This window comes from Synechococcus sp. Cu2B8-bc1011, assembly GCF_047302735.1.
GTDB lineage: Bacteria > Cyanobacteriota > Cyanobacteriia > PCC-6307 > Cyanobiaceae > Synechococcus_C.
Window position 1 is genome coordinate 2,063,196 of record NZ_CP138915.1, and the last position, 21,874, is coordinate 2,085,069.

Annotated in this window: 29 protein-coding genes and 1 tRNA gene; 15 read left to right on the plus strand and 15 right to left on the minus strand. The window is 53.1% G+C overall.

Annotated features, from left to right (window positions below; all coding sequences use genetic code 11):
* Positions 1-24 precede the first annotated feature (24 nt).
* The 6 genes from SIC18_RS10580 to trpD form a co-directional block, all read right to left on the minus strand.
* A complete protein-coding gene (locus tag SIC18_RS10580) occupies positions 25-270 on the minus strand; it encodes a DUF1816 domain-containing protein (RefSeq protein WP_048346666.1) in 246 nt (81 codons plus the stop codon).
* Positions 271-325: 55 nt separating this feature from the next.
* The gene (gene rlmB, locus SIC18_RS10585) at positions 326-2,095 is read right to left on the minus strand and encodes a 23S rRNA (guanosine(2251)-2'-O)-methyltransferase RlmB (RefSeq protein ID WP_048346667.1); all 1,770 of its coding nucleotides are present in this window, start codon (positions 2,093-2,095) and stop codon (positions 326-328) included.
* 11 nt (positions 2,096-2,106) lie between these two features.
* Positions 2,107-2,514, minus strand: coding sequence for a Mini-ribonuclease 3 (locus SIC18_RS10590; protein ID WP_413429596.1), 408 nt, complete (start codon positions 2,512-2,514; stop codon positions 2,107-2,109).
* Positions 2,511-2,867 (minus strand): STAS domain-containing protein, encoded by a 357-nt coding sequence (locus SIC18_RS10595; protein ID WP_071840744.1) that lies wholly within the window; start codon positions 2,865-2,867, stop codon positions 2,511-2,513. The genes SIC18_RS10590 and SIC18_RS10595 overlap by 4 nt, the downstream gene beginning before the upstream one ends.
* 85 nt (positions 2,868-2,952) lie before the next feature.
* A complete protein-coding gene (gene carA, locus SIC18_RS10600) occupies positions 2,953-4,092 on the minus strand; it encodes a glutamine-hydrolyzing carbamoyl-phosphate synthase small subunit (protein ID WP_413429598.1) in 1,140 nt (379 codons plus the stop codon).
* A 30-nt stretch (positions 4,093-4,122) separates the two neighbouring features.
* Positions 4,123-5,169, minus strand: a complete 1,047-nt coding sequence (gene trpD / locus SIC18_RS10605; RefSeq protein WP_413429599.1) for an anthranilate phosphoribosyltransferase — start codon at positions 5,167-5,169, stop codon at positions 4,123-4,125.
* Between the two features lie 209 nt (positions 5,170-5,378).
* Here trpD and SIC18_RS10610 point away from each other — a divergent pair, with 209 nt between their 5' ends.
* The 6 genes from SIC18_RS10610 to SIC18_RS10635 all read left to right on the plus strand — a co-directional run bounded on the left by SIC18_RS10610 (position 5,379) and on the right by SIC18_RS10635 (position 8,872).
* Positions 5,379-7,130: an ABC transporter ATP-binding protein gene (locus SIC18_RS10610; protein ID WP_413429600.1), complete on the plus strand. Its 1,752-nt coding sequence runs from the start codon at positions 5,379-5,381 to the stop codon at positions 7,128-7,130.
* A gap of 74 nt (positions 7,131-7,204) precedes the next feature.
* Positions 7,205-7,456 (plus strand): hypothetical protein, encoded by a 252-nt coding sequence (locus SIC18_RS10615; protein WP_048346672.1) that lies wholly within the window; start codon positions 7,205-7,207, stop codon positions 7,454-7,456.
* A gap of 24 nt (positions 7,457-7,480) precedes the next feature.
* Positions 7,481-8,203, plus strand: coding sequence for a peptide-methionine (S)-S-oxide reductase MsrA (msrA, locus tag SIC18_RS10620; RefSeq protein WP_250395553.1), 723 nt, complete (start codon positions 7,481-7,483; stop codon positions 8,201-8,203).
* A gap of 4 nt (positions 8,204-8,207) precedes the next feature.
* Positions 8,208-8,369, plus strand: coding sequence for a hypothetical protein (locus SIC18_RS10625; RefSeq protein ID WP_245407324.1), 162 nt, complete (start codon positions 8,208-8,210; stop codon positions 8,367-8,369).
* A gap of 67 nt (positions 8,370-8,436) precedes the next feature.
* Positions 8,437-8,784: a hypothetical protein gene (locus tag SIC18_RS10630; protein ID WP_048346674.1), complete on the plus strand. Its 348-nt coding sequence runs from the start codon at positions 8,437-8,439 to the stop codon at positions 8,782-8,784.
* A gap of 14 nt (positions 8,785-8,798) precedes the next feature.
* Positions 8,799-8,872, plus strand: a tRNA-Pro gene (locus tag SIC18_RS10635).
* A 236-nt stretch (positions 8,873-9,108) separates the two neighbouring features.
* Here SIC18_RS10635 and SIC18_RS10640 read toward each other — a convergent pair.
* Positions 9,109-9,333 (minus strand): hypothetical protein, encoded by a 225-nt coding sequence (locus tag SIC18_RS10640; protein WP_048348185.1) that lies wholly within the window; start codon positions 9,331-9,333, stop codon positions 9,109-9,111.
* Positions 9,334-9,483: 150 nt separating this feature from the next.
* The gene (locus SIC18_RS10645; protein WP_413429601.1) at positions 9,484-9,825 is read right to left on the minus strand and encodes a hypothetical protein; all 342 of its coding nucleotides are present in this window, start codon (positions 9,823-9,825) and stop codon (positions 9,484-9,486) included.
* A 443-nt stretch (positions 9,826-10,268) separates the two neighbouring features.
* Between SIC18_RS10645 and SIC18_RS10650 the strand changes: the two genes are divergently transcribed.
* On the plus strand, positions 10,269-10,511 hold the full coding sequence (locus tag SIC18_RS10650) for a hypothetical protein (protein WP_048346676.1): 243 nt from the start codon (positions 10,269-10,271) through the stop codon (positions 10,509-10,511).
* A 94-nt stretch (positions 10,512-10,605) separates the two neighbouring features.
* Here the strand turns inward: SIC18_RS10650 and SIC18_RS10655 are convergent, their stop codons facing one another.
* The 5 genes from SIC18_RS10655 to SIC18_RS10675 all read right to left on the minus strand — a co-directional run bounded on the left by SIC18_RS10655 (position 10,606) and on the right by SIC18_RS10675 (position 14,291).
* Positions 10,606-10,800: a hypothetical protein gene (locus SIC18_RS10655; RefSeq protein ID WP_250395555.1), complete on the minus strand. Its 195-nt coding sequence runs from the start codon at positions 10,798-10,800 to the stop codon at positions 10,606-10,608.
* 366 nt (positions 10,801-11,166) lie between these two features.
* A complete protein-coding gene (locus tag SIC18_RS10660) occupies positions 11,167-12,429 on the minus strand; it encodes a M16 family metallopeptidase (RefSeq protein ID WP_048346678.1) in 1,263 nt (420 codons plus the stop codon).
* A complete protein-coding gene (locus SIC18_RS10665) occupies positions 12,426-13,622 on the minus strand; it encodes a M16 family metallopeptidase (RefSeq protein ID WP_413429603.1) in 1,197 nt (398 codons plus the stop codon). Before SIC18_RS10665 ends, SIC18_RS10660 begins: the two co-directional genes overlap by 4 nt.
* Before the next feature lie 94 nt (positions 13,623-13,716).
* Entirely contained in the window at positions 13,717-14,007 is a 291-nt protein-coding gene (locus SIC18_RS10670) for a hypothetical protein (RefSeq protein ID WP_048346680.1), read from the minus strand.
* Positions 14,008-14,105: 98 nt separating this feature from the next.
* Positions 14,106-14,291, minus strand: a complete 186-nt coding sequence (locus SIC18_RS10675; RefSeq protein WP_245407325.1) for a hypothetical protein — start codon at positions 14,289-14,291, stop codon at positions 14,106-14,108.
* Between the two features lie 3 nt (positions 14,292-14,294).
* Here SIC18_RS10675 and SIC18_RS10680 point away from each other — a divergent pair, with 3 nt between their 5' ends.
* Positions 14,295-14,387, plus strand: coding sequence for a hypothetical protein (locus SIC18_RS10680; protein WP_413429604.1), 93 nt, complete (start codon positions 14,295-14,297; stop codon positions 14,385-14,387).
* A gap of 274 nt (positions 14,388-14,661) precedes the next feature.
* On the opposite strand, the gene SIC18_RS10685 is transcribed toward SIC18_RS10680, so the two are convergent.
* On the minus strand, positions 14,662-15,159 hold the full coding sequence (locus tag SIC18_RS10685; protein WP_413429605.1) for a hypothetical protein: 498 nt from the start codon (positions 15,157-15,159) through the stop codon (positions 14,662-14,664).
* A gap of 696 nt (positions 15,160-15,855) precedes the next feature.
* Between SIC18_RS10685 and SIC18_RS10690 the strand changes: the two genes are divergently transcribed.
* From SIC18_RS10690 to SIC18_RS10720, 7 genes are all read left to right on the plus strand, one after another.
* Positions 15,856-16,593, plus strand: a complete 738-nt coding sequence (locus tag SIC18_RS10690) for a phycocyanobilin:ferredoxin oxidoreductase (RefSeq protein WP_048348186.1) — start codon at positions 15,856-15,858, stop codon at positions 16,591-16,593.
* Positions 16,590-17,495, plus strand: coding sequence for an HlyD family efflux transporter periplasmic adaptor subunit (locus SIC18_RS10695; protein WP_048346683.1), 906 nt, complete (start codon positions 16,590-16,592; stop codon positions 17,493-17,495). Before SIC18_RS10690 ends, SIC18_RS10695 begins: the two co-directional genes overlap by 4 nt.
* On the plus strand, positions 17,492-18,664 hold the full coding sequence (gene devC / locus SIC18_RS10700; RefSeq protein ID WP_413429606.1) for an ABC transporter permease DevC: 1,173 nt from the start codon (positions 17,492-17,494) through the stop codon (positions 18,662-18,664). Before SIC18_RS10695 ends, devC begins: the two co-directional genes overlap by 4 nt.
* Positions 18,639-19,361 (plus strand): DevA family ABC transporter ATP-binding protein, encoded by a 723-nt coding sequence (locus SIC18_RS10705; RefSeq protein ID WP_413429607.1) that lies wholly within the window; start codon positions 18,639-18,641, stop codon positions 19,359-19,361. Before devC ends, SIC18_RS10705 begins: the two co-directional genes overlap by 26 nt.
* Before the next feature lie 38 nt (positions 19,362-19,399).
* Complete coding sequence (locus SIC18_RS10710; RefSeq protein ID WP_006171625.1) at positions 19,400-19,555, plus strand: hypothetical protein; 156 nt, start codon at positions 19,400-19,402, stop codon at positions 19,553-19,555.
* 101 nt (positions 19,556-19,656) lie between these two features.
* Positions 19,657-20,589 (plus strand): glycosyltransferase family 2 protein, encoded by a 933-nt coding sequence (locus tag SIC18_RS10715; RefSeq protein WP_413429608.1) that lies wholly within the window; start codon positions 19,657-19,659, stop codon positions 20,587-20,589.
* Between the two features lie 8 nt (positions 20,590-20,597).
* Positions 20,598-21,359, plus strand: a complete 762-nt coding sequence (locus SIC18_RS10720; protein WP_413429609.1) for a 16S rRNA (uracil(1498)-N(3))-methyltransferase — start codon at positions 20,598-20,600, stop codon at positions 21,357-21,359.
* Positions 21,360-21,388: 29 nt separating this feature from the next.
* Here the strand turns inward: SIC18_RS10720 and SIC18_RS10725 are convergent, their stop codons facing one another.
* Positions 21,389-21,853 carry a hypothetical protein gene (locus SIC18_RS10725; RefSeq protein ID WP_048346688.1) on the minus strand — a complete coding sequence of 155 codons (465 nt, stop codon included), beginning with the start codon at positions 21,851-21,853 and terminating at the stop codon, positions 21,389-21,391.
* Positions 21,854-21,874 lie beyond the last annotated feature (21 nt).

Sequence of the window (21,874 nt, forward strand, 5' to 3'; positions counted from 1 at the left end):
ACATCGACGCTATCAGCCTCAGGATCACCCTTGAGCGTTGATGGTTAGAGGTTCGGATCGACGGCAGCGGAGAACCGAATGATCGATGGAAGAAGGTGCTTCTGAAGACAGGTCTTCGAGAAAGGCCGGCAGGACTTCTTCAAGACCGTTCTTGGTCACAAAAGGACCAAACCAATACGTGACATCAGGCCCATGGGTCTGGACACGTGCCCACCATGCAAAGCCAAGACCGTTGGCGAGACTGCGCAGGGGCCTGATCAATGGGCTCATGAAAGAGCGGTCAAGGTAAATATATTTTGCCTTGCTTCATGACATTTGCTCGAAATTAGAGATCAATACTCACTGCAAAAGCATCAGGTCCTGACATTTCAGACTCCCGCTGTAAATCAAGACTGACCAGTGACGCCTCCGAAGCTTGCTCAGTGACCTGCTCAGAAGCCAGAGCAGATGGCTGTTCTGAGGGCATTTCTGGGAGCTGATCTGATGGTTGAGAAGACGATGGATCAGCGATGGAGGAGTCGCCGGGTTCTGGAACAACAGGGGGCGTTTCGACAGGGGGTCCAGCCAATTGCGGCCTTGTGATTCGTGGCGATGGGTTCTGTCCCTTGAGACCCTTCATCCAACCGCGACGCGCCACCTCGTACAGACAGAGGGCAGTGGCCACCGATGCATTCAAGCTTGGGGTGACACCTCGTAAGGGAATGCGGATCAACTGGTCGCAATGACGACGCGTCAACATCGACAATCCTTGCCCTTCAGAGCCGGTCACAATCACTAGGGGACCATCCAAATCCACCTCTTCGAGAGTGAGATCCCCTTCCTCAGCCAATCCGATCACCCGATAACCAGAGGATTTCAAGGTTTCTAGAGAGCGGTTGAGATTGACAACCCGCGCAACTGGTAAGTGCTCAAGCGCACCGGCAGCCACCTTGGCAACAGAGCCCGTTAGCCCAGCACTTCTTCGTTGAGGAAGAACAACACCATGAGCTCCTAGCGCTTCAGCTGAGCGCACGATGGCGCCTAAATTATGGGGATCGGTCAGACCGTCGAGGGCTAACAACAGCGGTGCCTCGTCCAAGGCGCTGCATCCCTTCACCAAATCATCAAGATCGAAGGTTTCAGCAGCGGCCGTTTGCAAGACAATGCCCTGGTGCACAGCGCCTCCGGTGAGCTGGCCAAGCCTTGCCCAGGTGACCTCCTCCACCAAAACTCCGGACGATTTGGCATCTCTGAGCAGTTGAAGGAATTTCGAGGCACTGCGCAACTCAGAGGTGCACCAAATGCGATGAATAGGCCTGCCTGCCTCTAAAGCCGCTTGGGTGGCATGGCGCCCCCAGAGCAAGTCGTCGGCCACAGCCTCCGCGGCATGTGGACTCGACTCACCACGAGGTTGGTCGTCCAAACGTTGGGAAGAAAGCCTTTTGCCACTGCTGCCGCCCTGACTACGACGTTCCGCAAAACGCGCTCGACGCTCTCCATAGGAGCGATCAGAGGACCGGCGATCAAAAGATGGGCGACGATCCGTTGCGCCCGAATCTTTAAAACGTCGTTCAGAAAAACGCCGATCGGAGAATGAACCTTCAGGGGGGCGACTGTCGGCAAACCGGTCTGAGGAGCTATCGACGGAGGGGCGACGGTCGAAGGAAGACCGACGGTCAGTCGAGCCAGAATCTCTGGAGCGATGTTCTGGAAAACGGTTGCCTGAAGAACGGCCCTCTGGGGAGTGACGATCAAAGGAAGGCCGACGATCATTGGAACCCGAATCGCCATATCGACGCTCTGAAAAACGCCGATCAGACGACTGTCGATTCGAAAATGGTCGGTCCGAGGGTCTGCGGTCAGACGAGCGGCGATCAAAAGCCGGTCGACGGTCCGTTCCATATGAATCACCAGAACGCCGTTCTGAAAAGCGCCGATCCGAGGGACGCCGATCACTGGAGCGTCGGTCGCTGTTCCCGCTTTCAGGACGACCTCCCCAGCTGTCATTCCGATCGCGACGCATGGGTGGTGATCCATCACGAAACGGACGTCGACCACGTGAACCTGAGCCGCTGCCAGAGCCGGAAGGGGGGCGGCGATCGAATCGTGAGCTCATAGCAGGGGTGGTTATGACAGGACGGTGTCGGTCTCCTCGAGTTGATCCAAGAGCTGCGCAAGCCGCGCCGGATTTTGCAAAAAGAGCCAGCCAATCATTGTCTCAAATCCCGTTGCTCTTCCATAGATGACGGCATCAGCTCGCTTGGGTCCCCGGCCAGCCCTATTGCGACCACGCCTCACGTAATCGCGTTCCTGATCCGTCAAAAACGGCTCAAGTTTCTCAAGTGCAGCCGCTTGGGCGTCAGCCCTAACGAGAGAGACGACGGCTTGGTGAAGATCCTGAGAACGTCCTGGAGTTTTACAAAATCTCAGCCGTTGATGCAGTTCCCAAACAGCATCCCCAAGCCAAGCGAGTTGGAGCGATCCAAGATCACGCTCAGGCTCTTGAGGAAACTGAGAACGAATCCAGTCACTCAAGTTGCAAATTGGCTAACAGCTTTATCAAGATCTTCAGAAAGGTGGAGAAACTCTTCAAGTCTCACCAACTTGACGGTTTGAACAACTCGGGCATTACCAACCACCGCAAAGCGTCGCTTGGAGTCTTTGCATTGTTTGGCGAATTGAACAAGAGCACCTAAACCAGAAGAATCAAGAAAATCAACCTTGATGAGGTCGATCACGGCCGGTGACTTATTCGTTTTCAAAACATCAGTCACATAGGTCATGAACTGACTCTCGGAATAGGCATCAAGCTGACCGGTGAAATGAAACACCACGCAGCCACCCTTCTGCTCGAAGCCACCCCGAAGCGAAACGGTTAATCGCTGCAGTTCAGTAATGGGACTAATCCCCCGAAATTCTGTTGCGACAAATACTAGTGAGCTTGGCTCCTTCTCACCACGATCTGATCACGATTCAACGGCGATCAGCCATCAAGCTCGCAAATCGAGCGAAATGATGATCGGCATCATGGGGGCCTGGGCTGGCTTCAGGGTGATATTGAACGCCAAACACCGGTTGGGTTCGATGGGCCAATGCCGCCACGGTGCGGTCGTTCAAGTTGAAGTGAGTGATCTCTACGTCCTCCGTAGGCAATGAAGCTGCATCAAGAGCAAAACCATGGTTTTGACTTGTGATTTCCACCTGACCAGTGCTGCCACATGGATGATTGAGGCCCCGATGGCCATACGCCAACTTGAACGTTGTGCCACCGAGGGCCAATCCCAGAATTTGATGCCCCAGACAGATCCCAAACATCGGCAGCTGCCTGTGTTCCAGCAAGCTGCTGGCCAGGGTGATGCCTGATTGCACAGCCGCAGGATCGCCAGGTCCGTTGGACAGAAAAACCCCTTCCGGTTCGTAGGAGAGCACGGTGTTGATATCGGTGTTGGCAGGCAAAACCGTTAAGTCACAGCCATGGCTCACAAGACGTTCAAGAATGGCTCGCTTAATTCCGAAATCAATCGCTACAACTCGATAGGGGCGTTCAGGACGGGGCTGAAACCGTTGGTCAAACAAGACATTGCAGGGCTTGGTCCAGCTGTACCCAGTTGAAGTCGACACCTGATCAGCCAGATTGAGACCCTCCATCGAAGGGGCTTGCTTCAGTTCCTCTAAAAGCTCAAGGGCCGAGCGCCCATCGCTGCTGATCACACCGTTCATGGGGCCCAACTCGCGCAAATGCCTAACGAGAGCACGGGTATCCACACCGTGAATTCCGATCACACCGTTTTGCTCCATCCATTCAGGAAGAGATTGTTGGCTGCGCCAGTTGCTGTCTTGTGGGGCCAACTGCCTCACGATCAATCCACGGGCATGAGGCTGATCCGCCTCTTGATCATCTGGGTTAACACCCGTATTTCCTATCTCTGGATACGTAAAGGTAATGAGCTGGCCTGAATAACTGGGATCCGTCAACACCTCTTGGTATCCAGTCATGCCTGTGTTGAACACCACCTCTCCGATCACACTGCCGCGCTGACCGCAGGCAAAACCTTCGAGAACTGTGCCGTCCTGCAGGACCAGACGCGCTGTGAATGGGTTAGGAGCGGTCATTAGCAGAAGCAAGTGTCGGCCATGGCCTCTTCATTCTTCCTTGCGACCTTCCAAGGCATCACGGAGAGACACAAGTCGATGCCACGGCTGACCTTCTTCCAGGCTTGTCAAAGCCTGTTTGACACCCTCAGCCAGATCAGACTGAACACCTGCAGCCCAAAGGACCAGCGCGGTATTGAAGGCAACCGCATCACGGTGCGCCTCAGGAGCTTCACCCTTCAAGACCGCCTCAAGAATCTGCTGATTGGTCACCAAATCCCCACCTCTTAAGGCCTCAAGGGGCGCAGGAGTCAGACCAAAATCAGAGGCAGTGAGTTGCTCGGAACGAACGTTTCCGTTTTCAAGAATGCGTACTTGATTGGGTCCCTCCAGCGAGGCTTCATCCAGCCCTCCTGCGCCATGCACCACAACGGCGCGTGTGAGACCAAGTTGTTGCAACGCCTCGGCCATCGGGTCCAACAGGTCAGCTTTGGCAACACCAAGAACTTGAGCTTCGGGTGTGAGTGGATTCACAAGAGGGCCGAGCAGGTTAAACACCGTTCTCACCCCCAAACTGCGGCGAAGCGGTGCGAGGTTGACGAGTGCTGGATGCCATGCAGGTGCAAAGAGGAACGTCACTCCCGAAACAGGCAAGGCACCCACCACTGATTCCAGCGGCGCCTTGAGACGCAGGCCCAATCCCTCCAGAACATCAGCAGAGCCAACCTTTCCACTGGCGCTGCGGTTGCCATGTTTAGCGACATGAGCCCCACAGGCCGCCGCTGTAAACGCCACAGCTGTCGAGATGTTGAAGGTATCGGCTCCATCTCCACCAGTGCCACAGGTATCGACCAGCCCAAGAATGGGTGTCGCGGTTTGGAGTGCACACGCCTTGCGCAAAACCTCGGCCATCGCAGCGAGTTCTGATCCATGAACATCGCGTGCACGCAACGCCGCAAGAAAGGCACCGGTCTGAACTGGCGTGAGCTCTTCCGCCAGCCACGCCTCCATGAGCGCAGCAGCGTTCTCCTTGGACAACACGTTGCCTACCAACAATTGCTCAAGCAGTTGGGGCCAGGACGCTGATGCAGTCACCATGAGAGAAACGCGATGGAAGTAGCTGGTCAGAAAAAAGCCCGGTGTGCAGACGCACGCCGGGCCGGGTGATGGGGACTTCTCCACTATCACCTACAAACGAGGCAATGACCAGATCGATCAGTAACCAGCTGTGACTCGCCGGGGCTCAGGTTGCGAGCCAACTTCTCATCAAGCCGACTGCCTAGGTTGATAGCTGTTCTGCACCAGGCATGGCCGCCTTCCGCCTCGATTTAATCGGTCGCTATCTGCGGCCGCACCGTCGCACGGTTGTGGTGGGAGCCCTAACGCTGGTTGTGGTGAATATTCTCAGCGTCACGATCCCGCTTGAGGTCAGGCGAGTGATTGATGACTTACAAGACGGGTTCGCAATCTCCGACGTGCTGCGTCAAGCCGCCTTCATCGTGCTGCTGGCCACGAGCATGGGAATCGCACGGCTGATTTCACGCCAATTGGTGTTTGGGGTTGGGCGGCAGGTTGAGGTGGAATTACGCCAAAAATTATTTGATCAGATGCTGCTGCAAGAGCCCGGCTGGGTGCAGCAAACGGGAAGTGGAGAAATTATTAGCCGTGCCACGAGCGATGTTGAAAACGTCAGAAGACTTCTTGGCTTTGCTGTCCTCAGCCTGACCAACACCGTCTTGGCATACGCCTTCACGCTCCCAGCAATGTTGGCAATTGATCCAGGGCTCACCGTTGCAGCGATCGCGTTGTATCCAGTCATGCTCGGTTCGGTGCGCTTGTTTGGCGGCCGGATGATGCGCCAACAGCGACGCCAACAGGAAGATCTAGCGGGTCTAAGTGAGCTCATTCAAGAAGATCTTTCCGGCATCGCGGCGATCAAGATTTACGGACAAGAGGCTCCGGAACTAGACGCCTTTGGCACTCGAAACAAAAACTACAGAGATTCAGCCATTCGCTTGGCTCGAACCCGCAGCACCCTTTTTCCACTATTAGAAGGAATTTCCTCCATCTCTTTGCTGCTCCTGATTGCCCTTGGCAGTGGGCAGTTGGAACGGGGAACGCTCACCATCGGCGGTTTGGTTGCTCTAATCCTTTATGTGGAACGACTGGTCTTTCCAACGGCGTTGTTGGGCTTCACACTCAACACTTTTCAGACGGGCCAGGTGAGCCTGGAGCGGGTTGAGGAATTGCTATCTCGCCAACCTCGGATTCGAGATCCCCTCGAACCCGTTGCAGTTCAACAAGGGATGCAAGGCGAACTGATCGCAAATAATTTGCATATTCGATATGACGGAAGCGATCAAGACACCTTGAGAGGCCTTTCGTTCCGCATTGCGCCTGGCGAATTGGTGGCTGTTGTTGGTCCTGTTGGTTGCGGAAAAACCACCCTTGCCCGAGCCCTTGGTCGCATGGTGGAAATACCTGAGGGACAGCTGTTTCTGGATGGCTTCGACATCACACAATTTCGACTCCAAGACCTCAGAGAACAGATCGCTCTTGTGCCACAGGAGGGCTATCTGTTCACGAGCAGCCTTGCCGACAACCTTCGCTACGGAGAGCCTGAAGCAAGCATGGATCGCGTCGAAGCAGCAGCTGATCAGGCCCGATTGCTCGCCGATGTGAAAGGTTTCCCCGATGGTTTTGACACCTTGGTGGGAGAGAGAGGGATCACGCTCAGCGGAGGTCAACGGCAACGGACGGCCCTTGGCAGAGCCTTGTTGATGACATCACCGTTATTGGTTTTAGACGACGCACTAGCCAGCGTTGACAACAACACCGCCGCAGAAATTCTCGCGTCCGTCCGTCGGCAAACGCAACGCACGATTGTGATGATCAGCCACCAATTGTCGGCTGCAGCTGCTTGCGATCGGATTCTTGTTCTGGAACAGGGCCGCCTCGTCCAACAAGGCCATCACAACGAACTCATCACCATCCAAGGTCCTTATCGCAGCCTTTGGGAGCGCGAGCAGGCGGCAGAACGCTTGGATGCCGTTGCTTGAAACATGAAACGCTTATCCATAAAGCCACGACAAATCTTGCGTTCGGGGCTTAGCTGGATCAAAAGGTTTTAGCGATGTCTTCCAGCCCTCCCTTCGCGGTGCGCTGCACCCTCACCTTCGGCGACGTCTATGGCCAAATCTTGGCCTGGATGGCAGTGATTTTTGTGAGTTTGGCCTCCGGTCTGGCCCTCATGGGATCTTCTAAGCCGCTTTTCGCGCTAGTGGGTGTTGGTCTGATTCTTGTCTTGAGCTTGCCGTTCCTTTTATTCGCCTTTGTCACGACTCTGCTGAATCACATTCAGCTGGAACCCAAATCAGTTGCCTAGGGTTTTGGCATTGGCTTACCTGCAATGCTGCCTTCCTGGCTTACTGGACAAACCTCACCCTCACAGCCGTCCAGCGATCAAGGGCGGCATGTGGTGCTCGGGACTGCACTGAATGCGCCGCTCATGGACGATCAGGAAGAGGCCCTGTTTGGTTGCGGCTGTTTCTGGGGAGCTGAGAAAGGCTTTTGGAGACTTCCTGGTGTGGTTTCAACAGCCGTTGGTTATGCGGGCGGGAAAGTCGAAAATCCAAGCTATGAACAAGTTTGCAGCGGACGCACAGGCCACTCGGAAGTCGTGAGGGTGGTTTGGAGCACGACGGCCATTGATTTCAGTGATCTCTTGAAATTGTTTTGGGAATGCCACAACCCAACGCAAGGCGATCAACAAGGAAACGACCGTGGCAGCCAATATCGCTCAGCGATTTACACCAGCACAGAGCACCAAGCGGAGCTGGCAGTCGCAAGCCGGGATTGGTATCAGTCTGCATTGAACAAACAAACCCCCGCTGCAATCACAACGGAGATCGCGGCCGACCAAGTCTTTTTTAGGGCGGAGGAGTACCACCAGCAATACTTAGCTCGACCAGGCAGCAGGCCCTATTGCTCAGCCATGCCAACTGGTGTTTTGCTCGGAGACTTCGCAGGTGCAAACTACAAACTTCCAAGTTCGGTTTGGAGCCACTACGACTGGTCCATCAGTCACTGTGTTTTACGCGGTGACAACAGCCCCATTTCTCTGAAGGATTAAACCCATGAACAACGCCTTGCCAGACAGGGTCGTCATGGCTGCAATTGCGCTCACACTTGTTGTGGTGTTCGTTTTGATCTTCAGCTTGAGACCCAATGACAACAACACAGAGCCATTTCTGTGGAAAGAGCAATCCACCCCAAGCGGAAGCTCCTTGGCGATTTGATCACAAACAGAGATTTGAATGGGAAAATCAGCTTATTTAGATCAACTAAGGCACCTAAAAAAGGTACGTGAAGCCCTCACCTGACTCACGCCAGCCCCGTCGGCTGCACCCATTACCTAAGGGGTTGGTGGAGCTCTATGGCTTGATTGCCGTTTTGGTGGTGCTCATTCCTGAGTGGCTTGCGGATGGAACGCTTGCCTTAAACGAGCGCCCTAGCCGCTCTGCAATGCCGATGACCAGCAGAGCTTGGCGCACCCTGCCTGAGCTCCAGTTAGCTTCAATGACGCTCAGTGAGTTGCGTCTCCTTGCAAGGGATTTGCGCCTCTGGGGTTACAGCAGCGACCCCCGCGACAAATTGACAAATCGACTGCTGAAACGCTCCACAAGGTTGAACAAAGCGGGGAATGCGCTGTGATAGCTTCCTTCTGACGGGGCGTAGCGCAGCTTGGTAGCGCACCACTTTGGGGTAGTGGGGGTCGTGGGTTCAAATCCCGCCGCTCCGATTTCAAAAAGCTCAAATCCCTATCAAAAAGCCGGTTCTAAGAACCGGCTTTTTGATGACCTGCACTATCACTTCAACAGTCTTATCTCTGCCCAGTCCATTGCATAGTGCGTTGAGATAAAGCCTCGGAAAATAAACAGAATCAAAGACAATTGGCGATCTAGGACACCACTAACGATTCAGTCAGCAGCTTGGCACAACTGGAATGTCATGTTCCAAGCATGAAGTGCTGCGTCTTCACTTCCAAGTTGCTGTGCAGCGATAGGACGTTTCACCACCCATGCCAATCTCAATCGACATGCATGACGTACCTATCACTTTTTTTCCTTGTGGAACTTTGGATAAGGCTCTGTTTGTCGCGACCTCCTCATCCATCGCCTGTTCAGTCACTGACCCAGCAACGGCAACCCCAGTGGTTCCCAGCACGATGACAGCAGCTGTCAACAACAGAATGGCTTTCATCAGCAAGAGACAAAGAAGATTAACTCCTCTCTAGCAAAACATTTAGGATTTGCCAAAAGCCGCCATCAATACAAGCCTGAAAAGCCTTGTTCAAAGCAAAATCACGGCGATTAGCCTCAACAAAATCCAAAAAGAATTAACTGCTTATTGTTATTTAGTATCAAACAATTCGCCAGCCATCGTCTTATAAAGCTTCAAGGATGCACCTGGACGACGCTTTCGGTTTGGCAAGCCCTGTCCCGGCAGAAGCTTTTCTGAAGCAAAATTAACCGGAAGAGCAACCTCAACTAGTTTTTGGGATTCTGCGAGCTCTTGAGCAATCGATTCCGCTGTCGTAAGTTCCCACCTCATCTCACTGGAAGAAGGATCTAGCTCTTTCTTTCTTTCTTCAGATTTACTTGGAGACGCTGGAGCTGAATCAGAGGCTGCGATAGATGCCGATGCACGAGCCAAAGGCCGGAGAAGCGCAAACCCAAGCGTCAACACCAGCAAGGAGATCACTGTGCTGGGAAGGCCCAGTGATCGGCCCAGGAAATTCCAAACAATTCCTGATCCAGCCAGGCCAAACACGCCAATTACCGCAAGCAGCGGACCTATCAATTTAAGAAGTAGCTTTTTCATCGGGCCATTTCGACGAGTTTCAGACCCTCACTGTGGCTTAGATCAACGCTCACGACAAACCTCCTAGGCAATACTTTCAAACAACTCAAGAAAGCAGAGGCAACAACAGCATCAAGCCTGAAACGCAGAGATCATCAATGACTTCAGCAATGATCGCGTCAGCTGTCACTGCGCCTAATCCCACTCCATTCAACATTCAGGCTAGTAAAACATCATTGCCTTTATTCTTTCATTTGATACTGATCTCCTTTTCTTTTGAATAAAAAGAACCGAGCCTGTCTTCGTAGTCTAAATCATCCGGCATCAATACATTCATGGACTTAGAGATCGGCAAGCTAAACAGACTCGATCAGATTTCATTCGCCCACCCATGGATTCCAAAGCGTGACTTAATATTAATTCTGCACCATACATTCCACAGATTTGCAGATAAATACTCTGGCCAGATACTACAGATGCATCTGGATCGCTGGACCGATATGGCATGCAGCATCTCTGAACACGAAATGAAAGACTTCATGTCACGCGTGAAAGAATTTGCAGTATTTGAAGACTAGTGCTATTTCCATTTTCAGAAATTCAATAACAAACAAGACAACAAAGCCCGATGGGCATGGCACAGCCATGATGGCCAATAACCCCTAGAGGTCATCAGCAGGGATTCCAGCTCGGTGCCTCTGAAGCCTGAACCAAGAGCAATTCGGTAGGTCGATCACCAATACACCAAGAGCAATGCCCTTGCTGATTGAAAGTTCCTTGATCGCCACCGAAACTGATATCCCCAGGCCCCATTTCCACCACTGTGCCGTCCATGGTTTTCACTGCCCAATGACCGCGCAGAGTCATGATCCATTGAGGAGCAGGATTTTCATGCCACGCAAACACATCTCCAGGCATCAAGATCAGCGTGACCAGTTGACTTTCAACCGGGGAGTGACGTGCACACCATATTGGCGCAGCACCTTGAGCAAAAACAGATTGCTGGTGATTATTCAACGCATGAAGTGACTGAGAGCTGGTTCCCTTTTCATTGACCCAGAGACGCCAGTACTTAATTATTGGTGATTGCATTGTTTAACAAAGACAGTCCTATTTTATCGTTAATAGCATAGAACGAAATCCCTACAATCAATACACTCAAAAGGCTACCGATGTGCCTTCAATTCAAGGAATGACAATCTGATTTTAAGGCAACTGAAGCCTTCCAGACATTCAACGTTGACCAAGTGCTTGTTGCCATCGATCAGCCAAGGATTCAATCGCAGATTGTGGTCCAGAAAGACTGAGAAGAGGATTGGCAAGATGGCGGGATGCTGCCAAACGCAAAGCAGTGCCATCAAGGGTCTCTAAAGCCTCCATGCAGTCATGGTCATGCTTATCGGGAAGGCCAAGGCCTCGGAGCTGAGCACGACGTTCAGCTCTCTGACCGGTTGTTTGAGAGGCATGGGCCAACTGACCACGTAATTTGGCCCGCGCCAGATTGAGGTCTGTGCTCACAAGGGTGTGTTCCATCAGTTCCTGCCAACTCATCATCAGCAGGTCCAAGCTCGTTAAGGCCTTGTCGACCGCGGTTGAAGCATGCAAAACAAAAGGTGAGGCTTTGGCTCTTGCTGGATGGTGCACGCCGACGTCATAGGCCACGCCGTGGTCTTCGCGAAGCCGGCGAAAAAGCAAGCTGGACATACCGGTACCCAAATGGGTTTGCAGCAAACGAAGCGCAAGATCGTCTGGGTGTCCGTGAGGGAGTGTTGGCTGACCGAGCATCAGCACAACCTGCTCGGTGGACTGCGGGTGGAGGTGAACGGTTTGTTCCGCGCTCAGTGATGCTCGGTTACTCGATTCTTTGACGTCCAGATCCGATTCAGCGGATTGGGGTTGAGGACAAATTCCGTCTGCTTGAAGCTGGTCCAACAATCCCTCTGGAATCGAACCCGACAACGCCAAAATCGCTGGTTCAGAACTGAGCGATGTGGCAATCGGCCGTAGAGACTCTGCATTGAGTTTCTCCAACTCACTCGAAACTCCCAGGGGGTCATGGCCATAGGGGCCCGCGCCATAGGCCAGTTGGCGCCAGCCATCAAAGGCCAGATGGAAGGGATCTTCTCGCTGACGCTGCAAGGCCTGAAGACTCAACTCCCGCTCCAGGTTCACCTGATCGGCTTGCAGATGCGGTTCATGAACCATCGAACCCAAGAGGGGAAGCAATTGGGGACTATCGAGATCCCGGCATTTCATGCTGATCAGCAAGCCATCCTCATTGGTGTCGCAGCGAAGGCCTGCACCACAACCCTCCACGAGATCAGCCATTTGGATGGCATCGAGGGAACCACAGCCGCGAGTCATCACGGATGCCAACAGTTGATGAGCTCCCCTCTGACCGATCGGATCAGCAGAGCTTCCACAACCGATCCACATTTTGGCGGCCAACACACCGGGGGTCTGAACAGGATCCAGCACCAAATCTGTCGTGCTCACTCCGAGTCCTCGGGTAAGGCCAAAAGGGTGAACGCTTGATCCGGTTGCAAACGAGGCAGAAGGGACTCTTGCAAGCGCTCAACCGTCCAAGTCTGCAGATGACTGAGCGGAGATAACAACGTTTGGGTTCGGCCCCATAGGGATTGGGATCCAGCAATTGCAGCCACTGATCCTGGGGCTTCCAAGCTGAATCGAAGGCCATTCCCCACCAATTGCTGTGCTCGATGCAGTTCGTCATCGGCGATGGCATCCACCGTGGCCCGTTTCAATTCCTCCGCGATCACGGCTTCAACCTGATCAATCTGGTCTTCAGGACAACAGGCCTCCAACATCACCACGCTTCCCTGTTCCATCACAGTGACGTCCATATCAATGGATTCCACGATTTGTAGGTCTTCCCTCAAGCGTTGCACCAAACGACTACGCCTCCCCTCCGCCAGCAGGGTGGTCGCGAGGTCGGCACCCATCACGTTGTCTTGGTCGTTGGCTGCAGCCATCGGCCATGCCATCAGCAACCGCGCTGCCTCCAGACGAGGGAAGCGAAGGGCTTGCCGGCCGCTTTGAAACGCGAGCGAACTGGAAGCGGATGCGGATTCGTCGCCAAGATCAAGGTTGCCTTCGAGTTCGGTGAGACGGCTGGAGTGAATCTGCTCCAAGACGCTCGATGTCACAGCTCCACTGATGGCCAAACAACAGTTGGGGCCGCGATACCTCCTGTTGTGAAATCGGCGCATTCCCTCTGGAGTGCTATCGATCAAACTCTGTTCCCATCCGAGGATTGGACGGCCGTATGGGTGTTCTCCAAACCCCTTAGACAACAGAGTTTGGAAAACTTGTTCATCCGGTTGATCTCGGTACTGGGCAATTTCTTCCAGGACCACATCCCTCTCCATGCCATAAGCGTCCTCTCTCAACGCTGGATTGAGCACAAGGTCAAGCAACAGGTCAAGGGCGTTCTGAGCGCAGTTGGAAGGCACCAAGACGTGAAAATGCACATCATCAAAACCGGTTGCCGCATTACTGCTGCCACCGAGGGCTTCAATCCGACGATCAAATTCTCCGGCCTGAAGAGTGTCGCTGCCCTTAAACACCATGTGCTCTAAAAAGTGGGCAAGGCCTTCTTCCCCATGACCTTCCCAGGTGCTTCCTCCTCGACACCAGAAATCAAGACAAGTGAGGGCTGCATCTGGCATCTCTGCGCAAACGGTGCGGCAACCGTTGTTCAAGAGCTGATGCTGTAGCCCAGGGCCGGAGGCGATCTCGTTCAGGGTCCCGTGACTTCGACCTCTACAGACACTCCGGGCTGACCTGATAACCATTGAAGAACGACTCAACGAGTGCCGACCAGCTGTAAGTGCTTATCAGTCTTATAGAGACCAGTTTGACGATGAAAGGAACAAAGCGCTGTCCTGAGGAGGGAAAGTCTGACAACTCCTGGACACGCGGATCGAACAGGGCGATCGGATCGAGCTGGAAGGATGAACACGACCATGTCGATGGGACACCGCCTGGGAGAAGCACCACGACCTGGCGTTGGCCACTAGCACCATGACGGGAGGCTTGCACTTTGACCAGCAAGATCTGAGGTGCACAGGACTACGGTTCAGGGAATTAGACGGAAAGACCTCAACGCGCAGATCTTTAGAACAAAACCTGACGAACCAAAAGATCAATTATCACGAGACGATAGAAACACTTAAGCCATGATCTTCAGACGCACCTGACATCAAATCTATAACCAAATCATTGCCAAGCTCAATACAATCATCGTGCTCAAAAAAGCTTAGCCTTGCACCTTCTACCACGCTGCCAAGCAACGCAAGCAGGCGATAGCATTTCTTAAAAGAGTAAGCAGTGACCACAAGTTGCGTGACGAAATCAGCACTGAAAACAATAATGAAGAGCTCGTGAGTATTGCGGAAGAGGCAGGGTTTCATCCGTCTAGCGAGGATATTTGACTGTACGAAGACCGCAACTTCAAAAGAAAGGCTGCGCTTCGTGGATGTTATTTTCTTAACTTTGGATCTAAACACGTCTTTGCTTGCAGCTCATGATTGTGCTCAGATAGTAATGAAGAAAAAATCTCAGCACTCGCCAGGCCGCAGACTCTCCGTATTGACTCCGACATCGATGAAACCCCTGGTACGACATCTGCCGAAAAGGCGTTGATGCACCTCAGAGTGAAACAATTACTGCCAAAAAAAATTTCCGTGCAACTATCTGACGTACTATTTACTCAAAATTAATCATATGATCTTCTGAACCCCCAATCGCGAAGCTTCTTCTTCCCAGCTCATACATCTCTTGATGAATGCCAGAAGACTCTCTCTGAAACCAATCAACATATTTAGGTGCTTCAACTTTTTTCACTCCTAAGTCATAGAGGATGTATTCAAGGGTTATAAAGTCTCCGCCTTCTGCCCTATATCCCAGCTCTAGCAAAACCCTTCCGTTGTCAACTGGAAGACTAATCTCCGCGTTGCTCCTAGCCGTTGTCGTTTCAATGGTCAAAGAAGCATTTGTTCCGTCGCCCGATACATCTCTGACCCTTAGAAATAGAGCAGAGTTAAAATTACTATCTATGAGCATTTTTGTACCTTTCCTGATTTTCCAATTGCATTTGATTACTCCAGAATGAAGATTACAAACAAAACTAGACGGGTCTTCATCACTGCTCTTGACAAAATAATTCTTTAGCAATAAACCGAGCCAAGAAAGGAAACGCTTCATGCCAAAAAAATTACTCGTACATCTTTAAGAGACCTCAGGAGATCATGGCTTGAAACTTCTAATGTCTTAACGACTGTATAAGAAGATACACTTATGCATTAGCAATTGCAAGGCAAAACCCCTCAAAGACCTTTTTGCCATTTTTTAATCTTACAATGGCGAGCAAAGCATGGATCAAAAAAACAATTTAATTGTGATCGATTTTATTAACTTTAATGTCCGCTCATTGCTGAGTCAGGAGATGAACAGCAAGCAAAAACGAACCAACACCGATCCTTCTAGATAACAGATAGAAAAGACCACATCTATAGAACGGCGCAAGTGCTTCCTCCCTCTTCAAGGATTTTCAAAATCAAAGGTCTAGCGCTTTTTGGACAGCTCCATCGGCGTCTCTCAATGCGCAAAAGCAGGCCAGCAGAGACCACCTAAACAGCACTCAGGCCAAAGGAAAGTAGTGCATCGAGACCAAGCCATTGGAGAATCTTTCTGAGGTGCGTCATCAAGGCTTTACGACTCTTGGCTCTGGATCTGTCCAAGCAACACCCTCAAGTAGCCTTACCTATCCAACAGATGGCCCTTAGCCACTGACAATTCACTGACACAACAGTGACAAAGGGTTGAGCAAACCCCAGTCATAGCCTTGATCAGTTGATCAGTCAGGGGTAGTCCCACTCTGTGCTGTCCCTCGCTGGACTGATGTCCCAATCCACCAACGGTCTTGAACTGCATCCGCTGGTGACCTCCCTAGCGGAGCAAATTCGCACATGTCGGACAGCCCTCCCTGAACTTTCTCCTTTGGCTGTCGATCCTGCATTGGAGGCAATCAGCGGCATGCTCGATGGTGAAACACTCTTCATTCGCAACGAGCTGCATCAATGCCTTGGACTGCGCAAATTACATCTCGAAATTGCCCGACTGGGTATGGGACTGCAGATCCTTCACTGCGTCTTTTTCCCAGACCCCAGATTCGACTTACCCGTATTTGGTGCCGATATTGTTGCCAGTAAAGCAGGAATTTCGGCGGCGATCGTTGATCTTTCACCCGTATGCGATGCATTGCCCGATGCGGTAAGTCAACCGCTCAGTACTCTGCAATTGCCGCCGTTTCAGCAGGTACGAGACCTACCCGCTTGGGGAACCATTTTTTCCCCTTATGTGAAATTCATTCGACCCGTCGATGAACAAGAGGAGACCTGGTTCGTTGATCTTGTCGCTGACTACCTCAACATCCTCCGCCAGGCGATTCTGGCAACGGCTCCCGATGCTCTTGATGAACTCCCTACGATCAGACGTCATCAAGGTCAACTCTCCTATTGCCGGCAACAGAAACGCAACGACAAGACCCGACGCGTCCTAGAGAAAGCTTTCGGAAGCGCTTGGGCCGATCGCTACATCGAGGAGATGCTCTTCGACGATCCTCCAGCTCTTCGATGAGGCGACTACCTCGTTGGGTCATGGTTGGGGTGCTTGGAGCTGCCGTAGTCGGTGCGGGTGTCTGGATCACACGCCGTCCAACACCGGATGCCCCACCTGCTGCCGCAGTTCCAAAAGTCCGTGCTCCCGAGGCGGTTGCGGCCCTAGGCCAACTCAAACCAGCTGGCGAAGTACGTCGCTTGGCGGCTCCAGTGAGTGGGTTTGGCGGTACGCCTCGCATTTCCGCCCTACTGGTGAAAGATGGGGACCAGATTCGCAAGGGCCAGCCCTTGGCAATCTTTGACAGCCGACCCCAAATCGAAGCCGAAATCGCTGAAGTTGACGTGAAAATTCAATCGGCTGCCATCGAAGTCGAGCTGCAACAGCGGGAGGTGTCCCGCTATGCAGCCGCGGCCAAGGTAGGAGCTGCTGCGATGGTGGCCTATGAGGAAAAACAGGATGAACTTCGACGCTTCCAACGGGAAGGCGTGGAGCTGATCGCAAAGCGACGAAGCCTCGAAACCGACCTTGCTGAAAGCGAATTGGTGTCTCCCATTGATGGCGTGGTGCTCAAAATTCACAGCCGCGTTGGGGAACGTCCTGGCAGCGACGGTGTGATGGAAGTGGGAGCCAGCCAAGCCATGGAGGCCCTGGTTGAGGTGTACGAATCGGACATCAATCGAATTTCATTGGGTCAGGCCGTCACCTTGACCAGTGAAAATGGCGGATTCAAAGGAACACTCGAGGGCCGCGTCGAGCGAATCACACCGCAGGTGAGACAGCGAAAGGTTCTTTCAACCGATCCCACCGGTGATGCAGATGCACGGGTCATTGAGGTGGATGTGGTTCTTTCCCCGGAGTCGGCTCAGCGTGTGACGCAACTTTCTGGTTTGAAAGTGATTGCCCGCTTCAAGACCCCATGATCCGAGCCTTGTGGCAGCGGCGCAGAATTCCATTGGCATCTTTGATGCTGATCCGCCAACCCGTTCGTTTGGCGGTTGCTCTAGCAGGCATCAGCTTTGCCGGAATTCTGATGTTCATGCAGTTGGGCTTTCGCGACGGCTTGTTTGACGCCAGCGTCGTTGTTCATCGTCTATTTGATGCAGACATCGTCTTGATCAGCCCGCGATCCACCAGTTCGGTGAGCATGGCCGGCTTCCCTCGCAGGCGACTGATTCAAGCCATGGCCTCTCCAGAGGTGGAGGGGATTACCCCCGTCAACTGGAATCTGCTGCTTTGGAGAAATCCTGAAACCCTTGGAACCCGCTCGATCCTTGCGTTGGGATTTGAACCCGGCCATCCGCTCTTTACCGATCCAACCCTGGCCGCAAAAGCCAAGCGGCTCACCCAGAAAGGCAGGGTCTTATTTGACGAAAAATCGCGAGCAGAGTTTGGTCCTGTAGACGAATGGTTTCGTGAGGGACGCACCGTTGAAAGTGAAATTGCAGGCAAAAGAGTACGCGTAGCGGGTCTGATTGGCCTCGGAGCTTCTTTTGGTGCTGATGGCAACTTATTAACAAGCAGAGAAACATTTTTGGATTTAATTCCAAATACTCCCTCAGGAAGTATCGAAGTAGGCTTAGTTCGCCTCAAACCTGGCAGTGATGCAGATCAGGTAGCGCAACATCTCCAATCCCAGTTACCGGACGATGTCACCGTGCTGACCAAGCAGGGATTCATCGATTTCGAGCAAAATTATTGGCGAACAAGCACATCAATCGGATTCATTTTTACCCTTGGAGCTGCCATGGGTTTTGTGGTGGGCTGCGTGATTGTTTATCAGGTTCTGTATTCAGATGTGAGCGATCATCTACCTGAATATGCAACGCTGATGGCGATGGGTTACAAGCTCAATAGCTTGCTGGGAGTTGTGGTCAGAGAAGGGTTATTGCTTGCCCTGTTTGGCTACTTACCCGCTTATGCAGCTGGACAGGGCTTGTACTTATTAGTGCGTAATGCCACCCAGTTGCCAGTGGCGATGAACACGGTTCGAGCCGTGAGCGTATTCAGCATGATCTTGATCATGTGCATGCTCTCAGCTGGTCTTGCCATGCGCCGACTCGTTGATGCCGATCCGGCGGAAATTTTTTAAAGCGATGGGAAACAACGCACTGACGGTTGATATCCATGCTCTGAGCCATTGGTACGGCAAAGGCTCCACCCGTAGGCAGGTGCTTCAAGGTGTGGACTTGCAAATTTCTGCAGGTGAGGTGGTGCTGCTCACCGGTCCTTCCGGCTGTGGAAAAACAACCCTGCTCACCTTGATTGGAGCATTACGAAAGGTTCAAGAGGGTGATGTTGAAGTGTTTGGGCAGCAGCTACTTGGAGCAGCTCGAGGGCAGCGTCAGAGGTTGCGCCGTCGCATTGGCATGATTTTCCAGGGCCACAATCTGTTGCGCTGTCTTACCGCCGAACAAAATGTTCAGATGGGCGCTGATCTGTTGCCCAATCTTGGATACAGAGCACGACGCGACCAAGCACGGGAGTGGTTGCGCTCTGTAGGACTTGAAGACGAGTTGGGAAAACTTCCCCATGACCTTTCCGGGGGCCAAAAGCAGCGAGTTGCGATCGCAAGAGCCCTTGCCGCTAAACCTCAGCTCCTGCTCGCTGATGAACCAACCGCGGCGCTAGATAGCGGCACCGGCCGAGAAGTTGTTGAGTTATTGAAGCGGTTAGCGCGAGAACAGTCCTGTTCTGTACTGATGGTGACGCATGATCCCCGCATCCTTGATGTGGCAGATCGTCTTGTTCGAATGGAAGATGGACGTCTCTACCAGACGATTCGTTAAGTTGGTCTGAGTTTAAGAGTTGGAATCTTCCAAAACGCATGGCTAAGCGCAGAAACCTCAAGAAGGAAAAGCAGGAGCGCAATCGCGCTTACGCCCGCAAATTTAAAAAACGCAAGCTCCGCAATGACGGCCGTGGCGAAGGTGCGGGTAATGGCGTAACCGGTACTGCCAACAACGGTGGTGCTGCGGATTAATCGCTTTGGAGTGACTCCGCATCGATTGCTTTCAGCAAGGGGGGGAGACCCCTCTTTTTTATGGCTTTAGGCTGAAGTCTTCTTGTGCCTATCTCACACGGATGTTCATCAGCGTCGTCATCCCCACCTACAACCGACGCTCCATTCTTGAGAAGTGTCTGCAGGCACTAGAACACCAAGATCCCAGCGGAGAAATCGAGAGCTACGAAGTGGTTGTCGTTGATGACGGCTCCAGTGACGGCACCCCGGATTGGTTGCGACAAGAGGAAGCTCGCTTCCCCCATGTCCGCTTGATAGAGCAACAACATGGCGGACCTGCCGAAGGCCGTAATCGCGGTGTTGATCATGCAAAAGGAGATGTGATCGTCTTTATCGATAGCGATTTAGTCGTCACATCTAGCTTCCTGGCATCCCATGCGCATGCCTTAAGTCGGCGTTGGAATCAGCAGGGGAATCGTCTCTGTTTCACCTATGGAGCCGTGATCAATACGGCCAACTTTGATCAACCAACGGCAGAACGGCACAAACTGCGTGATTTGTCTTGGGCATATTTCGCAACGGGAAACGTAGCCATCGATCGGGATGTATTGGAGCGTTCCGGATTATTTGATGTTGGATTCCGGCTCTACGGATGGGAAGACCTGGAGCTCGGAGAGCGGCTCAGGCAAATGGGTGTGGAGCTGGTGAAATGTCCTGAAGCGGTTGGCTATCACTGGCATCCAGCCTTTCGCCTGGAGCAAATCCCCGACCTGATTCGCGTAGAGAAAGAACGCGCCCGAATGGGATTGGTGTTTTATCGCAAGCACCCCAGTCGTCGGGTCCGGTTCATTATTCAATTCACGTGGTTGCATCGCCTGCTTTGGTCTTTGCTCACGCTCGGAGGGCTTCTCAATGAACGCAGCCTTCGTCCGCTTCTGGCTTGGCTGATTCAACGGGGGCAACCATCCCTGGCTCTGGAGTTATTGCGCCTCCCCCTCAACAGAATTGGTGTTGAGGCGCTGTATCGAGAAGCCCGTCAAGCTGGCTTGAACTGAACCGAACGGTGGCGGAGCTGCGTCGGCTAATGATCGAGCCCAAGCGATTGGCCGATCGTGATCGCAATGGATGCCTGGTCCTTCGTGATGACGAACGTCATTACCTGCGCCGGGTTTTACGGCTGCGTCCTGGAGCGCCTGTGGCGGTTGTGGATGGCCGCGGCCATCTATGGGAAGGATGGCTTCAGGAGGAAGGACAGCTGCTGCTCCCCGGAAGTTGTACAACCACAACCCCAGCCAAAACACCTCAGCTGGGCCTTGCGATTGCTCTGGTGCGACGAGGCATGGATGACGTGATGCGTATGGCTTGTGAATTAGGCGTGGATTGCATCCAGCCCTTGCAAGCAGAGCGAAGTACACCCCAGGCGGACTACAAGCCAGAACGGTGGCAACTGATCCTGAAAGAAGCGGTCGAGCAATGCGAGCGGCTCTGGATGCCCCAGCTCCTCCCGCTGGCATCCACGGGTGACTGGTGGACGATGCCTGGGGATCACGACAGTCTGGCGATTGCCACCACACGCTTAGAAGAGCTGACTGCATTGGAGCCCTGGTTGCAGCGCCAGACCCTAAAGGAGAGCTGCATCTGGCTTGCCATTGGCCCAGAGGGAGGCTGGGACCCTCTGGAACAAGCCCAGGCACTCCGGGAAGGATGGTCACCGATCAGTCTCAGTGAGGATATTTTGCGCTCTTCCACAGCAGCGATTGCAGGAGTCACAACGCTCAGCAGTTGGCGTCGTACGACGCTGAGCACTGAGCAAACCCACTGCTGAGACCACTGAAATGGACAACTGAAGTGGCGTCAGCTGCTGAACAGTTCTGAGGCCATGTCACGGAAGCCCTTCAAGTTTCTTCCTGGACGACGACGCTGAGGACGCAAAGCACGACCGGGCCGGATCATCTCAGGAGCAAACGTGCTGAGCGTTACGACAGGACGGGCCGCTTCCGCTTCCGCCAGAGCAGCTGCGATCGCTTCCGCCGTCGTCAGGGAACCTGTTGCCGCTGCGGGGGCAGATGGGGCAGGGGCTGTGGGGGCAGAAGTTGCTGGTGTAGATGCAGCAACTGGCGTCGCGACCGCTTGAGCTGGTTTGACTGGCTCAACCGTGCGACTCCCATCAACCAGTTTGGAGATGGCAGGAATCGGGGCAAGAGAGACCTCTTGATCGTCCTCGACAGGAAGATCTCGCACAGGCGCTATCTGAAGCACCTGGTCGGTTGAAGCACCTTCCTCAAGGTTGAGGAAAAAGCCTTTGCTCTTCAGCACCATGCCAGGTTCCGGTGGACAACG

Bases quoted from the DNA above. Each gene is read 5' to 3' on its own strand.
- SIC18_RS10580 (WP_048346666.1), bottom strand. From the start codon at position 270: ATGAGCCCATTGATCAGGCCCCTGCGCAGTCTCGCCAACGGTCTTGGC.
- rlmB (WP_048346667.1), bottom strand. From the start codon at position 2,095: ATGAGCTCACGATTCGATCGCCGCCCCCCTTCCGGCTCTGGCAGCGGC.
- carA (WP_413429598.1), bottom strand. From the start codon at position 4,092: ATGACCGCTCCTAACCCATTCACAGCGCGTCTGGTCCTGCAGGACGGC.
- trpD (WP_413429599.1), bottom strand. From the start codon at position 5,169: ATGGTGACTGCATCAGCGTCCTGGCCCCAACTGCTTGAGCAATTGTTG.
- SIC18_RS10610 (WP_413429600.1), top strand. From the start codon at position 5,379: ATGGCCGCCTTCCGCCTCGATTTAATCGGTCGCTATCTGCGGCCGCAC.
- SIC18_RS10615 (WP_048346672.1), top strand. From the start codon at position 7,205: ATGTCTTCCAGCCCTCCCTTCGCGGTGCGCTGCACCCTCACCTTCGGC.
- msrA (WP_250395553.1), top strand. From the start codon at position 7,481: ATGCTGCCTTCCTGGCTTACTGGACAAACCTCACCCTCACAGCCGTCC.
- SIC18_RS10625 (WP_245407324.1), top strand. From the start codon at position 8,208: ATGAACAACGCCTTGCCAGACAGGGTCGTCATGGCTGCAATTGCGCTC.
- SIC18_RS10640 (WP_048348185.1), bottom strand. From the start codon at position 9,333: ATGAAAGCCATTCTGTTGTTGACAGCTGCTGTCATCGTGCTGGGAACC.
- SIC18_RS10650 (WP_048346676.1), top strand. From the start codon at position 10,269: ATGGACTTAGAGATCGGCAAGCTAAACAGACTCGATCAGATTTCATTC.
- SIC18_RS10655 (WP_250395555.1), bottom strand. From the start codon at position 10,800: ATGACTCTGCGCGGTCATTGGGCAGTGAAAACCATGGACGGCACAGTG.
- SIC18_RS10665 (WP_413429603.1), bottom strand. From the start codon at position 13,622: ATGCCAGATGCAGCCCTCACTTGTCTTGATTTCTGGTGTCGAGGAGGA.
- SIC18_RS10685 (WP_413429605.1), bottom strand. From the start codon at position 15,159: ATGAAGCGTTTCCTTTCTTGGCTCGGTTTATTGCTAAAGAATTATTTT.
- SIC18_RS10690 (WP_048348186.1), top strand. From the start codon at position 15,856: ATGTCCCAATCCACCAACGGTCTTGAACTGCATCCGCTGGTGACCTCC.
- SIC18_RS10695 (WP_048346683.1), top strand. From the start codon at position 16,590: ATGAGGCGACTACCTCGTTGGGTCATGGTTGGGGTGCTTGGAGCTGCC.
- devC (WP_413429606.1), top strand. From the start codon at position 17,492: ATGATCCGAGCCTTGTGGCAGCGGCGCAGAATTCCATTGGCATCTTTG.
- SIC18_RS10705 (WP_413429607.1), top strand. From the start codon at position 18,639: ATGCCGATCCGGCGGAAATTTTTTAAAGCGATGGGAAACAACGCACTG.
- SIC18_RS10710 (WP_006171625.1), top strand. From the start codon at position 19,400: ATGGCTAAGCGCAGAAACCTCAAGAAGGAAAAGCAGGAGCGCAATCGC.
- SIC18_RS10715 (WP_413429608.1), top strand. From the start codon at position 19,657: ATGTTCATCAGCGTCGTCATCCCCACCTACAACCGACGCTCCATTCTT.
- SIC18_RS10725 (WP_048346688.1), bottom strand. From the start codon at position 21,853: ATGGTGCTGAAGAGCAAAGGCTTTTTCCTCAACCTTGAGGAAGGTGCT.